The 12440-nt window shown below is 54.4% G+C and carries 12 protein-coding genes and 2 pseudogenes; 6 read left to right on the plus strand and 8 right to left on the minus strand.

Annotation, left to right across the window (positions count from 1 at the left end):
- Window positions 1-198: 198 nt before the first annotated feature.
- The 5 genes from ACLHV8_RS00585 (at window position 199) to cysE (ending at window position 3310) form a co-directional block, all read left to right on the plus strand.
- Window positions 199-630, plus strand: a complete 432-nt coding sequence (locus ACLHV8_RS00585; protein ID WP_028017878.1) for a rhodanese-like domain-containing protein — start codon at window positions 199-201, stop codon at window positions 628-630.
- A gap of 11 nt (window positions 631-641) precedes the next feature.
- The gene (gene grxC, locus ACLHV8_RS00590) at window positions 642-893 is read left to right on the plus strand and encodes a glutaredoxin 3 (protein ID WP_014068373.1); all 252 of its coding nucleotides are present in this window, start codon (window positions 642-644) and stop codon (window positions 891-893) included.
- A 32-nt stretch (window positions 894-925) separates the two neighbouring features.
- A complete protein-coding gene (gene secB, locus ACLHV8_RS00595) occupies window positions 926-1393 on the plus strand; it encodes a protein-export chaperone SecB (RefSeq protein WP_003860835.1) in 468 nt (155 codons plus the stop codon).
- Window positions 1393-2412 (plus strand): NAD(P)H-dependent glycerol-3-phosphate dehydrogenase, encoded by a 1020-nt coding sequence (gene gpsA, locus ACLHV8_RS00600; RefSeq protein WP_208595311.1) that lies wholly within the window; start codon window positions 1393-1395, stop codon window positions 2410-2412. The genes secB and gpsA overlap by 1 nt, the downstream gene beginning before the upstream one ends.
- A 76-nt stretch (window positions 2413-2488) precedes the next feature.
- On the plus strand, window positions 2489-3310 hold the full coding sequence (gene cysE / locus ACLHV8_RS00605; protein ID WP_008502718.1) for a serine O-acetyltransferase: 822 nt from the start codon (window positions 2489-2491) through the stop codon (window positions 3308-3310).
- Here cysE and trmL read toward each other — a convergent pair.
- The 8 genes and pseudogenes from trmL to ACLHV8_RS00645 all read right to left on the minus strand — a co-directional run bounded on the left by trmL (window position 3307) and on the right by ACLHV8_RS00645 (window position 11291).
- Entirely contained in the window at window positions 3307-3780 is a 474-nt protein-coding gene (gene trmL / locus ACLHV8_RS00610; RefSeq protein ID WP_028017880.1) for a tRNA (uridine(34)/cytosine(34)/5-carboxymethylaminomethyluridine(34)-2'-O)-methyltransferase TrmL, read from the minus strand. The genes cysE and trmL overlap by 4 nt on opposite strands.
- A 45-nt stretch (window positions 3781-3825) precedes the next feature.
- Complete coding sequence (locus ACLHV8_RS00615) at window positions 3826-5166, minus strand: MFS transporter (RefSeq protein ID WP_208595310.1); 1341 nt, start codon at window positions 5164-5166, stop codon at window positions 3826-3828.
- 180 nt (window positions 5167-5346) lie between these two features.
- The gene (gene lldD, locus ACLHV8_RS00620) at window positions 5347-6534 is read right to left on the minus strand and encodes an FMN-dependent L-lactate dehydrogenase LldD (RefSeq protein WP_208595309.1); all 1188 of its coding nucleotides are present in this window, start codon (window positions 6532-6534) and stop codon (window positions 5347-5349) included.
- A complete protein-coding gene (lldR, locus tag ACLHV8_RS00625; RefSeq protein ID WP_028017883.1) occupies window positions 6531-7304 on the minus strand; it encodes a transcriptional regulator LldR in 774 nt (257 codons plus the stop codon). Before lldR ends, lldD begins: the two co-directional genes overlap by 4 nt.
- Window positions 7301-8134, minus strand: a pseudogene (locus ACLHV8_RS00630) (lactate permease LctP family transporter); the annotation flags it as partial. The gene lldR and the pseudogene ACLHV8_RS00630, both read right to left, overlap by 4 nt.
- Window positions 8135-8389: 255 nt before the next feature.
- Complete coding sequence (locus ACLHV8_RS00635) at window positions 8390-9394, minus strand: IS110-like element IS4321 family transposase (RefSeq protein WP_000427623.1); 1005 nt, start codon at window positions 9392-9394, stop codon at window positions 8390-8392.
- Window positions 9395-9461: 67 nt separating this feature from the next.
- Window positions 9462-10283 (minus strand): annotated as a pseudogene (locus ACLHV8_RS00640) (lactate permease LctP family transporter); the annotation flags it as partial.
- Window positions 10284-10559: 276 nt separating this feature from the next.
- Window positions 10560-11291 (minus strand): DUF3320 domain-containing protein, encoded by a 732-nt coding sequence (locus ACLHV8_RS00645; protein ID WP_410376734.1) that lies wholly within the window; start codon window positions 11289-11291, stop codon window positions 10560-10562.
- Window positions 11292-11312: 21 nt separating this feature from the next.
- On the opposite strand from ACLHV8_RS00645, the gene ACLHV8_RS00650 reads away from it, so the two are divergent.
- Window positions 11313-12433, plus strand: a protein-coding gene (locus ACLHV8_RS00650; RefSeq protein ID WP_121528277.1) for an IS3-like element ISSen4 family transposase whose coding sequence is annotated in 2 segments (ribosomal slippage) — window positions 11313-11571 and window positions 11571-12433 — 1122 coding nt in all. Because the reading frame shifts where the segments join, the coding sequence is not laid out codon by codon here.
- Window positions 12434-12440: the final 7 nt, after the last annotated feature.

A 12440-nucleotide genomic window follows, 5' to 3' on the forward strand; every position in this document is an offset into this window, starting at 1 on the left:
GCTGAATCGATCAAATAGCCGCAGAAGATCAAAGAATGCGTAGGGGTAAGGCGCTTCTCTGGTCATTTTGAGGCTTTTTTTTCGTGGCATGCCGCAGAAAATGGATTAGCTTAATGTCGCTGGCTGTATTTGCCACAACGCACAGGTATACTCCTGTCCTGGTTTTTTTAATCACTTAGTCGGGAGTTGTTACCCCCCATGCAAGAAATTATGCAATTTGTTAGCCGCCACCCGGTTCTGAGCATCGCGTGGATTGGCCTGCTGGCCGCTGTGCTGTTCACTACCTTTAAAGGGCTGACGTCTAAAATTAAGGTGATCACCCGTGGTGAAGCCACGCGCCTGATCAACAAAGAAGACGCTGTAGTTGTCGATCTCCGTCAGCGTGATGATTTCCGCAAAGGCCACATCGCAGGTTCTATCAACTTGCTGCCTGCTGAAATCAAAGCGAACAACGTTGGTGAGCTGGAAAAGCATAAAGCCCAGCCAATTATCGTCGTGGATGGTACTGGCATGCAGGCGCAGGAATCGGCTAACGCACTGCACAAAGCAGGTTTCGAAAACGTAACGGTACTGAAAGAAGGTATTTCCGGCTGGAGCGGGGAAAATCTTCCTTTGGTTCGCGGTAAATAAGGAGTTCAGTGATGGCCAATATTGAGATCTACACCAAAGCAACCTGTCCGTTCTGCCATCGTGCGAAAGCACTGCTTAACAGCAAAGGCGTCACGTTCCAGGAATTGCCAATCGACGGTGACGCGACAAAACGCGAAGAGATGATTCAACGTAGTGGTCGCACGACGGTTCCGCAGATTTTTATTGATGCGCAGCACATTGGCGGCTGTGATGACTTGTATGCGCTCGACGCACGTGGTGGACTCGATCCCCTGCTGCGCTAAGAGACTTTAGGACAATTAAAAAGGGTTTTTCCATGTCAGAACAAAACAACACCGAAATGACTTTCCAGATCCAGCGCATCTACACCAAGGATGTCTCTTTCGAAGCGCCAAATGCGCCACACGTTTTCCAGAAAGATTGGCAGCCAGAGGTTAAACTTGATCTGGATACTGCATCCACCCAACTGGCGGATGATGTGTATGAAGTCGTACTGCGTGTGACTGTTACCGCTTCTCTGGGCGAAGAAACGGCTTTCCTGTGTGAAGTACAGCAGGGCGGCATCTTCTCCATCGGCGGCATTGAAGGCAACCAGATGGCGCATTGCCTGGGTGCATACTGCCCGAACATCCTGTTCCCGTATGCGCGTGAATGCATCACCAGCCTGGTTTCTCGCGGTACATTCCCGCAACTGAACCTTGCGCCAGTAAACTTTGATGCGCTGTTCATGAACTATCTGCAGCAGCAAGCTGGCGAAGGTGCTGAACAACATCAGGATGCCTGATGAGCACTGTTAATGCGTCAATGACTGTGATCGGTGCCGGCTCATACGGCACCGCTCTTGCCATCACACTGGCAAGAAATGGTCACGATGTGGTCCTGTGGGGCCACGATCCAAAACATATCGCGACGTTGCAACATGACCGCTGCAACGTGGCGTTTCTCCCTGACGTTCCGTTCCCAGACACCCTGCACCTGGAAAGCGATCTTGCGACCGCACTGGCAGCCAGCCGCAACATTCTGATTGTGGTGCCAAGCCATGTCTTTGGCGAAGTGCTGCGCCAGATCAAGCCGCTGATGCGTCCGGATGCACGTATTGTATGGGCGACGAAAGGACTGGAAGCCGAAACCGGGCGTCTGCTGCAGGACGTTGCCCGCGAAGTGCTGGGTGATGAGATCCCGCTGGCGGTCATCTCCGGCCCGACCTTTGCTAAAGAGCTGGCTGCTGGCCTACCAACAGCGATTTCGCTGGCTTCAACCGATCAGGCCTTCTCCGACGATCTTCAACAGCTGCTGCACTGCGGCAAGAGCTTCCGCGTCTACAGCAACCCTGATTTTATCGGCGTGCAGCTGGGCGGTGCGGTGAAGAACGTGATTGCGATTGGTGCCGGGATGTCAGACGGCATTGGTTTTGGTGCCAACGCACGTACGGCGTTGATCACCCGTGGTTTGACAGAAATGTCCCGTCTGGGAGCGGCACTGGGTGCCGATCCGGCGACCTTTATGGGGATGGCAGGTCTGGGCGACCTGGTGCTGACCTGTACCGACAACCAGTCGCGTAACCGCCGCTTTGGCATGATGCTCGGACAGGGCAGCGATGTAAAAGGCGCGCAGGAGAAGATTGGTCAGGTGGTTGAAGGTTACCGCAATACCAAAGAAGTTCGCGAACTTGCCCATCGGTTTGGCGTTGAAATGCCAATAACCGAGGAAATTTATCAGGTATTGTATTGCGGAAAAAATGCGCGCGAGGCAGCATTGACCTTATTAGGTCGTGCGCGAAAGGACGAGCGCAGCAGCAACTAGTCGCAGGGAACCGTTGTCACCCAACGATACGGCCAGCAGAGACTGGCCGATCGTACTATTACGTCTGGAGTAAGCAATGCCGTGTGAAGAACTGGATATCGTCTGGAACAATATTAAAGCCGAAGCCCGGGCGTTGGCCGACTGCGAGCCTATGCTGGCCAGTTTCTACCACGCGACGCTACTCAAGCACGAAAACCTCGGCAGCGCCCTGAGCTATATGCTTGCCAACAAACTGGCCTCCTCAATTATGCCTGCCATCGCCATTCGCGAAGTGGTAGAAGAGGCCTACGCCGCAGATCCGGAAATGATCGCCTCTGCCGCCTGTGATATCCAGGCTGTGCGCACGCGTGACCCGGCTGTCGATAAATACTCTACACCGCTGCTGTACCTGAAAGGCTTCCATGCGCTTCAGGCCTACCGCATTGGTCACTGGCTGTGGAACGAAGGCCGCCGCGCGCTGGCCATCTTCCTGCAAAACCAGGTGTCTGTAACCTTTCAGGTTGATATCCACCCGGCGGCGAAAATTGGCCGTGGGATTATGCTCGACCATGCCACCGGCATTGTTGTCGGTGAAACGGCGGTAATTGAAGATGACGTCTCTATTCTGCAATCGGTCACGCTGGGCGGTACGGGCAAAACCAGCGGCGATCGTCACCCGAAGATCCGTGAAGGGGTGATGATTGGCGCAGGTGCCAAGATCCTCGGGAATATCGAAGTAGGGCGCGGGGCGAAGATTGGTGCGGGTTCAGTCGTGCTTCAGCCAGTTCCGCCGCACACCACCGCCGCTGGCGTACCGGCACGTATTGTCGGCAAGCCAGACAGCGATAAACCGTCAATGGATATGGATCAGCACTTCAACGGTATCCACCATACTTTCGAGTATGGGGACGGTATTTAACTTCTGAGAATGGCGCCCGGGTATCCCAACTGGCGCCATGCTTCATACACAACCACTGACACCGCATTTGACAGGTTCATGCTGCGACTGTCCGGCATCATTGGAATACGGATTTTTTGCTCAGCGGGCAGGGCGTCCAGGATGATTGCGGGCAGGCCACGGGTTTCCGGGCCAAACATCAGATAATCCCCTTCCTGATAGCTCACTGCGCTGTGTGCAGGCGTCCCTTTCGTGGTCAGGGCGAACATACGCTGTGGCTTTTCGCTTTCCAGAAACGCGGCGTAATCATGATGACGCACCACGGCAGTAAATTCATGATAATCCAGCCCCGCACGTCGCAGACGTTTGTCGTCCCACGTAAAACCCATTGGCTCAATGATATGCAGGCGAAAACCGGTGTTCGCACACAAGCGGATGATATTGCCGGTATTCGGCGGGATTTCTGGTTCGAATAAAACGATGTTAAGCATGCTGCCCCCTTAATTGCGGGGGCAGAATAGCAGAAAAGAGAGGAACTACGCGACGCCGGGTTCCTGCGAGCGGCTATACAGCATTTTGTAGACGGTTGCCGCGGCGGCCACCATGGCGGGTACGCTGAGGATCATTAAAATACTGTCTGCCTGCCACTGCATGGAAAGAAGCTGGGCGCTGGTCATGGTTCCCGCCACGCCGCCAAAGCGGCCGATGCCCTGCATCCAGGCGATACCTGTCGCGCGGCACTCGGTAGGGTAAAAGGTAGCGGCCAGGGTCTGCATGCCCGATTGCGCACCGTTCATTGCGATCCCCATCAGGAAAATCAGTCCGCCAAACAGGGCGATATGGTTTTGCTCAAGGCCGAGTAACAGGATCAGTCCCATTGTCAGGACAAATCCCCCGGCGACCACCTTGTGCGCTTCCCAGCGGTCCATCATCCAGCCCGCGAGCAGAATGCCTGCGGTACCGCCGAAGGTGAACAGCGAGGTGAGCCAGGCGGATTCCGCCAGAGCATAACCCATCCCCTGCATCAGCGTTGGCATCCAGCTCAGCAGGACGTAGTAAATGACCAGCCCCATAAAGTAGGTCACCCACAGCATCAGGGTGCCGGGCAGCCAGGGCATAGCAAACAGTTGCGCCACGCTCCCTTTTTTAGTGACCACCTTTTCTTCCGCCAGGAAAAAGCCCGTGACGCTATCCAGCGTGCTGCGTGCAAACCGGCTGGCGATGCGGCGGACCTGCATGACGTCTTTCCCGCGTTGTACCAAAAACTTCACAGACTCGGGTAAAAGCAGTGCCAGAAGCAGCGTTAAAATCAGCGGAGCAATCGCGCCGGTCAGCAGCACGCTTCGCCAGCCGTGGTGGGGGATAAGCCAGGAAGAGATCGCGCCGCCGCCTGCCGCACCCAGAGGGAAGCCGCAGTACATGGTGTTAATCGCCATGGCGCGGCAGCGCTGGGGGGCAAACTCGGAGATCAGCGTGATGGCGTTAGGCATTGCAGCGCCGAGGCCCAGACCCGTCAAAAAGCGCCACAGCGTGAGCGTATTCAGACTTTGCGCCCAGGCCGTTCCCAGGCTCGCAAGACCGAAGAACAGACACGAAAAGACCAGTACGCGCTTGCGTCCCATCCGGTCCGATACCGGACCGGCGATAAGTGCCCCCAACGACAGCCCCAGCAGCGCTGCGCTCAGCACCGGCCCCAGATCCTGTTTGTGTATCCCCCATTCTGCCGACAGCGTAGGCGCGATGTAACCCATCGCCGCCGTATCAAAACCATCGATCGCCAGAACCAGAAAGCCCAGAACGATAAGAAGCCAGTGAAACCCTGAAAAGGGACTCTCATCGATCACCTGCTGAATATCCACCTTACCTGAATATGTCATACGCTCCCCTCTGATGTGATGTTGTTTTTGTGTTCTTGTATTTGCTTGTCTATACAATTGCGCGCGGCAGGTTGATGTCAAATTTTCTTATCCAATATGTTATCTGGATGTTATTTTTGGCATAAAAAAGCGCCCGAGGGGGAATCGGGCGCGTGAAAAAGAGGTGTTAATGGAGAAGACTCAGGCTGCGTTTCCCTGAGCAAGCGGAGCCAGCGTCGCCGGTAATTTGCTTAACTCCTGCACCAGGGAATCCTTACTGATTTCACTAATCGTTTTCGCGCCAGTTAACGTCATCGCCACCTTCATCTCTTTTTCGATCAGGTTCAGCAGGTTTGCCACACCCGCCTGGCCCGCCGTCGCCAGCGCATACAGATACGCACGGCCCAGCAGTACGCTGTCAGCGCCCAGCGCGATCATACGCACCACGTCCAGCCCGCTGCGGATGCCGCTGTCAGCCAGGATAGCGATGTCGCCTTTCACTGCATCGGCAATGGCAGGCAGGGCTCGTGCGGAAGAGAGCACACCGTCAAGCTGGCGTCCGCCGTGGTTAGAAACCACAATCCCGTCAGCGCCAAAGCGTACCGCGTCGCGGGCATCTTCCGGGTCGAGGATCCCTTTGATCACCATCGGGCCGTCCCAGAAATCGCGGATCCACTCCAGGTCTTTCCAGGAGATGGACGGGTCGAAGTTATTTGCCAGCCAGCCGATGTAATCTTCCAGCCCGGTAGGTTTACCAAGGTAAGCCGAGATGTTGCCCAGATCGTGTGGACGTCCGTTCAGACCGACATCCCAGGCCCATTGCGGATGCGTCACCGCCTGCCAGTAACGGCGCAGGGCGGCATTCGGTCCGCTCATGCCTGAGTGAGCATCACGGTAGCGTGCGCCGGGGGTTGGCATATCGACGGTAAAGACCAGCGTTGAGCAGCCCGCCGCTTTGGCACGCTCCAGCGCATTACGCATAAACCCGCGATCGCGCAGAACGTACAGCTGGAACCACATCGGGCGCTTGATGGTTGGAGCGACTTCTTCAATCGGGCAGACGGAAACGGTGGAGAGGGTAAACGGAATGCCTTTGGCATCTGCAGCCGCGGCCGCCTGTACTTCGCCACGACGGGCGTACATGCCGCACAGGCCTACGGGGGCGAGGGCGACCGGCATGGAGAGCGTTTCATTGAACAATTTCGTCTCAAGGCTCAGGTCAGACATATTCTTCAGCACGCGCTGGCGCAGAGCCACTTCCGACAGGTCTTCCACGTTGCGACGCAGGGTGTGCTCGGCATAGGCCCCGCCGTCGATATAGTGAAACAGGAAAGGTGGCAAAATGCGCTGTGCCGCGGCGCGATAGTCACTGGCTGCTGAAATAATCATGCTTTGTTCTCCCTGGAAATATCACTGTCGCCAGGCAGACGGGTAATACGCGCCTGTCGGGCCTGATCTTCATCGAATCGTTTAATGGTGGTGTGTACGAAGCCCAGATGCGCCATCATCGCTTTTCGCGCGGCCTCGGCATCACCGGCCAGAATGGCGTTAAGCACCGCCTCGTGTTGTTCGGTCAACTGGGCAAACACCGGTGGAACCAGATACATACGCTGGCGGCTCTGCTTCACGGAGGATTGCAGCAAGTCGAAGAAACCGCGCATGGTCTGCAGCAGAACCACGTTGTGTGATGCCTCGGCAATCGCCAGGTGAAAGCGCACGTCCGCCTGGGAGGCGATATCCGGGTCACTGCTTTGCGTGGCCTCAAAACAGGCTCTTAGCTTCTCTTTATCGGCCTCGGTTGCCCGCATGGCTGCATGCCAGGCGGTACTGGTTTCGATGGCGTGACGCGCTTCAAGGATGTCGAAGCTGTAGTCCGGGTCGTTCTCCATCAGCGTTTTCAGCGGCTGAACAATGTTTTGCTCAGACCAGTCATCATGCTGCCAGCGGACAAAGGTGCCACCACCACGGCGGCTTACCAGTACCCCTTCGCTGACCAGTGTCGCCAGTGCTTCACGCAGCGAATTACGTGATACACCAAGCTGGGCGGCGAGCTGGCGTTCGGCGGGTAATTTCATGCCCGCTTCCAGCTGTTGTTCTTCAATCAGCGCCCGCACGCGAGAGGCGATCTCGTCGGACAGGCGTCTGGGCATCACTATCATGGAATCATCCAGGTTAAGACATAGGCCTGCAGGGTGGTGATCACCCCGACCATGCAGGTGAATATCAGGCTGTGTTTCACGGTAAAGCGGAACAGGTCCGACTCTTTACCGACCAGTCCCACCGCAGCGCAGGCAATGGCGATGGATTGCGGGGAGATCATTTTCCCGGTCACGCCGCCAGTGGTGTTAGCCGCCACCAGAAGGACATCTGACACGCCAATCTGTTGGGCCGCCGTCGCCTGCAGAGCAGCAAACAGGGCGTTAGACGAGGTATCTGAACCGGTCAGGAACACCCCTAACCAGCCGAGGAACGGCGAGAAGAAGGTGAATGCGTGGCTGGTATGCGCCAGCGCCAGAGCCAGCGTAGATGACAAACCGGAATAGTTTGAGATAAACGCGAATGCCAGCACCATGCCGATAGAGTAAATCGGCAGCATCAGTTCTTTAATGGTCGCCGCAAAGGTCTGTACTGCAGCGACAGGCTTCATGCGCAGCCAGACAACAGAAAGGATAGCGGCAAACAGAATCGCCGTACCGGTCGCGGAGAACCAGTCGAATTTGTACACCGCGGCATACGGCGTTGCGGCGTGGACCACTGGCGGCATACGGGCGACCATCTTGTCGAGGAACGGTACGGAGATGTTAATCACCATGTCGTACAGCGCGCCACCCGGGGCAAACAGGGCTTTGAAAGGTGGGATGCTCCACAGCGTGACCGTTGCGGTCAGGAACAGGAACGGCGACCAGGCGCGGATCACCTGTCCTGCCGTATAGCCTGTACGTGCCAGGGTTTGATCGACCTGAGAGGCGCCCATATCGGCAAAACGGAATCTATGGTCACTCCCGTTTTTGCAACACCGATTTTGACGACAAGTTGGCTTGCTTGAATCTATCCGGCGTCTGAATGGGATTTTATTCCCGCGCCTTGATGAGTTCCGCGCCTGATGAACCTCCAGAAAATATACGGCTTCAATGAGCCTTTCCGTTTTACAGGTTCCTCAACAGGCCGGTGGGCCGTTAGTATCATCAATATCAGTATTCGCAAAACCAGATCAGTAATTCTTTAAACCGGTGTATTTCTGCCGTTATGCTACATAAGTTTGCTGTCGTGCCGTTAGGGCCCAGGCTATTCTGGCCAGCTTGTTTGCCAGAGCACAAGTGACGACAAAGTTGCTTTTCCGGCACAGTAAATCCCTGACCCAATCGGCCAATTTGCCAGACTGGTGTTCCAGTTTTTGTATGAATACCCTGGCACATTGAACCAACAAAGTTCGGATCTTTTTATTACCTCGCTTACTAATTCCCAGCAATGTCGTCCTACCTCCCGTGCTGTACTGCCGAGGTACAAGCCCTGTTGCCGCCGCAAAGTCACGGCTGCTGGCGTACTGCTTCCCGTCGCCAATCTCAGTTGAAATAGTACTCGCTGTCAGTGTTCCGACGCAGGGAATGCTCAGCAAGCGCTGTCCAACCTCATCTTCGTCCAACTTTCGTTTCAACTGGGATTCCAAATCTTTAATCTGCTCAACAAGATAGTGATAATGCTGTTGTAATTTCAGCAATAACTGGCTGAGGTAAAGAGGCAAACTATTATCCTCAAGAATGGTACTCAGTCGGCTAATAACGGCAGCTCCTCGGGGAACGCTAATGCCAAATTCCAGCAGAAAAGCATGCATTTGATTGGTTGTTTTTACCTTATCCTGAACCAGGGATTCACGGACACGATGCAGAGCCCGCATTGCCTGCTGAGATTCCGTTCTGGGCTGCACAAAACGCATAGACGGACGCGATGCAGCTTCACAAATAGCTTCGGCGTCGACAAAGTCGTTTTTATTGCTTTTAACGAACGGGCGGACAAATTGTGGTGATATCAGCTTTGGGGAATGCCCCAACTCTTCCAACTTGCGTGCCATAAAGTGAGAACCGCCACAGGCTTCCATTGCGATGGTTGTAGCGGGGCATGTCGCCAAAAATTCGATCAACTTTGGCCGGGTAAATTTTTTACGGTAAACAGCCTTCCCGCGACGATCCTGGCAATGAATATGGAAAGAGTTTTTACCCAGATCGATACCAATGAGCGCAATGTTTTCCATGATAGTTCTCCGAATGAAAGCCTGTCCTCAGCATAGTACCGGGAAGGAGGGAGTGACCATCTCATTAAATACGTACCGGCTGCCAGCGCTTCAGGAACAGCGTCAGACAAACCAGCGAAACCAGCGAAGAGATAATGTCCGGCAGTTCAGGGCCGAGGAAGTTGGAGCTGAGATACTGGGCGATGGCGAACGAACCACCTGCCACCATCACCGCAGGCCAGGTCTCCTTCACGCCGCGCCAGCCGTCCATAATCGCCATGATCCAGAACAGCACGATAATGGTCAGGAACGGCAGTTGGCGGCCCACCATCTGGCCAATCTCGAAGCTGTCCAGCCCGGTGACCTGTCCGGCCACCAGAATTGGAATGCCCATCGCACCAAACGCGACGGGGGCGGTGTTCACAATCAGGCACAGGCCCGCGGCATACAGCGGGTTAAAGCCCAGACCGACCAGCAGCGCGGCGGTGATCGCCACCGGTGCGCCAAAACCTGCAGCCCCTTCCAGGAACGCCCCAAAGGAGAAGCCGACAATCAGCATCTGCAGGCGCTGGTCAGGGGTAATGGAGAGAATCGACGAACGGATGATGTCGAACTGCCCGGTTTTCACCGAGATTTTATAGACAAAGACCGCGGCGATGATGATCCACGCAATCGGCCATAGGCCATAGAAGAAACCGTAGACCACAGAGGCCAGCGCACGGTCGACCGGCATTTTGTAGAACAACAATGCCACCATCAGCGCAATGGCAACGGTGATGGTGGCGGCAAGGTAGCCCTTCAACTTGAGCTTAATCAGCGCAAAGAAGAAGAACAGGATCGGAAGCGATGCGATCAGGCTCGACAGCCAGATATTTCCGGCCGGGTCGTAGTTTTGTTGCCAGAGGCTCATGCAGGTCTCCTGGGGACCAGACAGCCTGTACTGCGGGTGAGTCTCCGCTCATCTCTGCGTCACAGTCTGTGTAAAATTGGTCCTGCCAATGTTGTGTTGTAGGGGTAATGACAACAAATGGTTAACCAGATGTTATGAGCTGGCAATGGTTTTGTGAGCAGAAATGATGGATTTGTGAAGCGGGGAAGAAAGAAACCGTGGATTGGTTGGGCCAATTTGAGTGGGGCTCCACCGTATGATGGTGTGCCCCTTAAAGAGTTAATAGAATTTCAGGAATTAAACAGCATTCTGAACAGAGGCGGTATCTCCGATGACAGTCAAACCATCTTGTTGCTTAAGACGGTTATTTTTAATCTCCTGCTCAATGACATCTGAGATCACCTTTCGAAGAACACTGCTGGTTGATTTAAAACCAAGCATCCTCGAGACGGATGTAATGATTTCATCTTCAGTTGCTCCGAGGCTTGCGCTAACTATGTCAAATACACCCGAAGCGATTTCTATAGGTGCGATCAGTTCCGGTTTACGTACACCTGCAGACAACACGTTCTGTCTATTGCGGAGTCGAATCGTTACTTCTTTGTGTATGAAAAACTCATGCTCCTTATAAATCTTACCCCTCATGCATGCAATTTGAGCAGCTTGACTAACAACGTTTTCTATTCGCGCACCTGCCCGCTGCAATCCCCACGCTGAGCGAAGACGAGTTATTACTTCGTTTATATGGATAGGCGATTCTGTGAAGACTATTTTTTCAACCATGTCAGCAAGTATACCGGTTGGTGTTTCATGTAAAGCATATGAAAGATTGGCTTCGGGCTGTGCTTCTTCATAACTCACAGACTGGTCATTAGCGGAATCAGTTCTATCAAAACCAACCTCAATAGCATCTTCTCGTTCAACGGTGACGATATCAACAGGAACGGCTCGAGAACGCCCGTAGGTGTGTTCTGCTCTATGACCTGCTCCCCGTTGATTAGTACACCCCGATGTTAGTAATGTCTTCATAAGCCACATGAGGACATCCCCATGAAGAAGCGTTTTTCCGACGAACAGATCATCAGTATTCTCCGCGAAGCCGAAGCTGGGGTACCCGCCCGTGAACTCTGCCGCAAGCATGCCATTTCCGATGCCACGTTTTACACCTGGCGTAAGAAGTATGGCGGTATGGCGGTGCCTGAAGTTAAGCGCCTGAAGTCGCTTGAGGAAGAGAACGCCAGACTCAAGAAGCTGCTTGCCGAAGCCATGCTGGATAAAGAGGCGCTTCAGGTGGCTCTTGGGCGAAAGTACTGACGACAGACCAGAAGCGGGAAGCCGTGATGTTGATGTGTGATGCGACCGGTCTGTCGCAACGTCGTGCCTGCAGGCTTACAGGTTTATCCCTGTCGACCTGCCGCTATGAGGCTCACCGTCCGGCTGCTGATGCGCATTTATCAGGGCGCATCACTGAGCTGGCACTGGAGCGCAGGCGTTTTGGCTACCGTCGTATTTGGCAGTTGCTGCGCCGTGAAGGGCTTCATGTTAATCATAAGCGCGTGTACCGGCTTTATCACCTCAGTGGCCTGGGCGTAAAACGCAGAAGACGTCGTAAAGGGCTGGCAACAGAACGTCTGCCGCTGCTCCGTCCGGCGGCGCCCAATCTGACCTGGTCGATGGATTTCGTCATGGACGCACTTTCCACCGGTCGCAGGATCAAGTGTCTTACCTGCGTCGATGATTTCACAAAGGAATGCCTGACGGTCACTGTTGCCTTTGGGATTTCAGGCGTTCAGGTCACGCGTATTCTGGACAGCATTGCACTGTTTCGAGGCTATCCGGCGACGATAAGAACTGACCAGGGGCCGGAGTTCACTTGCCGTGCACTGGATCAATGGGCCTTTGAGCATGGTGTTGAGTTGCGCTTAATCCAGCCGGGCAAGCCAACGCAGAACGGATTTATTGAGAGCTTTAACGGACGATTTCGCGATGAATGTTTGAATGAGCACTGGTTCAGCGATATCGTTCATGCCAGGAAAATTATTAATGACTGGCGGCAGGATTATAACGAATGCCGCCCGCACTCCACGCTGAATTATCAGACACCGTCTGAATTTGCAGCGGGCTGGAGAAAGGGTCATTCTGAGAATGAAGATTCCGACGTTACTAACTGAGTGTTGT

Origin of the sequence: Enterobacter sp. CPE_E863 (assembly GCF_046521465.1) — a bacterium.
Classification (GTDB): Bacteria; Pseudomonadota; Gammaproteobacteria; order Enterobacterales; family Enterobacteriaceae; genus Enterobacter; species Enterobacter adelaidei.

Bases quoted from the DNA above. Each gene is read 5' to 3' on its own strand.
- grxC (WP_014068373.1), top strand. From the start codon at position 642: ATGGCCAATATTGAGATCTACACCAAAGCAACCTGTCCGTTCTGCCAT.
- ACLHV8_RS00635 (WP_000427623.1), bottom strand. From the start codon at position 9,394: ATGGAAAACATTGCGCTCATTGGTATCGATCTGGGTAAAAACTCTTTC.
- secB (WP_003860835.1), top strand. From the start codon at position 926: ATGTCAGAACAAAACAACACCGAAATGACTTTCCAGATCCAGCGCATC.
- lldR (WP_028017883.1), bottom strand. From the start codon at position 7,304: ATGATAGTGATGCCCAGACGCCTGTCCGACGAGATCGCCTCTCGCGTG.
- ACLHV8_RS00615 (WP_208595310.1), bottom strand. From the start codon at position 5,166: ATGACATATTCAGGTAAGGTGGATATTCAGCAGGTGATCGATGAGAGT.
- gpsA (WP_208595311.1), top strand. From the start codon at position 1,393: ATGAGCACTGTTAATGCGTCAATGACTGTGATCGGTGCCGGCTCATAC.
- ACLHV8_RS00585 (WP_028017878.1), top strand. From the start codon at position 199: ATGCAAGAAATTATGCAATTTGTTAGCCGCCACCCGGTTCTGAGCATC.
- cysE (WP_008502718.1), top strand. From the start codon at position 2,489: ATGCCGTGTGAAGAACTGGATATCGTCTGGAACAATATTAAAGCCGAA.
- trmL (WP_028017880.1), bottom strand. From the start codon at position 3,780: ATGCTTAACATCGTTTTATTCGAACCAGAAATCCCGCCGAATACCGGC.
- lldD (WP_208595309.1), bottom strand. From the start codon at position 6,534: ATGATTATTTCAGCAGCCAGTGACTATCGCGCCGCGGCACAGCGCATT.
- ACLHV8_RS00645 (WP_410376734.1), bottom strand. From the start codon at position 11,291: ATGAAGACATTACTAACATCGGGGTGTACTAATCAACGGGGAGCAGGT.